We start from the raw sequence: 500 nt of genomic DNA on the forward strand, positions 1-500 counted from the left end.
ATCTCGGAGCTCGTCGCCGAAGGCTGGACGATGGTCATCGTGACGCACGAGCTCGGCTTCGCGCGGCAGGTCGCCGATCAGGTGCTGTTCATGGATGGCGGCGTCGTCGTCGAGCGGGGCGCTCCGTCCCAGGTGTTCACCGCACCGGTGCACGAGCGCACGCGCCGCTTCCTGGATCGTATCCTCCGCCCTTACGAGTGACGCCCCGCCCCGCCGGGTACCGTCGGGGCATGCCGTTCACACCCAGCCACGCGATCGTCGCCCTGCCGTTCGTCCGCACGCCGCTGGTACCCGCGGCGATCGCGATCGGCGCGATGGCGCCCGACCTGCCCCTGTTCACCCGTGGCCTGATCGTCGACTACTCGGTGACGCACGACTTGCGCTGGCTGCCGGTCACCGTGCTCCTCGCGCTGGTGCTGCTCCTCGTGTGGCGGCTGGTGCTGCGGCCGGCCTGCCATCTCCTCGCGCCGCGGTTCCTCGGCGCACGCCTTCCGCAGGAG

Annotated in this window: 1 protein-coding gene and 1 pseudogene; both read left to right on the forward strand. The window is 71.0% G+C overall.

Translation table 11 applies throughout. The features are described 5' to 3' along the window. Positions 1-201, forward strand: a pseudogene (locus tag AC1DNK_RS29970) (polar amino acid ABC transporter ATP-binding protein); the annotation flags it as partial. A 29-nt stretch (positions 202-230) separates the two neighbouring features. Further along, positions 231-500: DUF4184 family protein (locus tag AC1DNK_RS29975; protein ID WP_477944869.1), on the forward strand; the 270-nt coding region annotated here is incomplete at its 3' end.

The organism is Rhizobium sp. 01N424 (assembly GCF_056399485.1).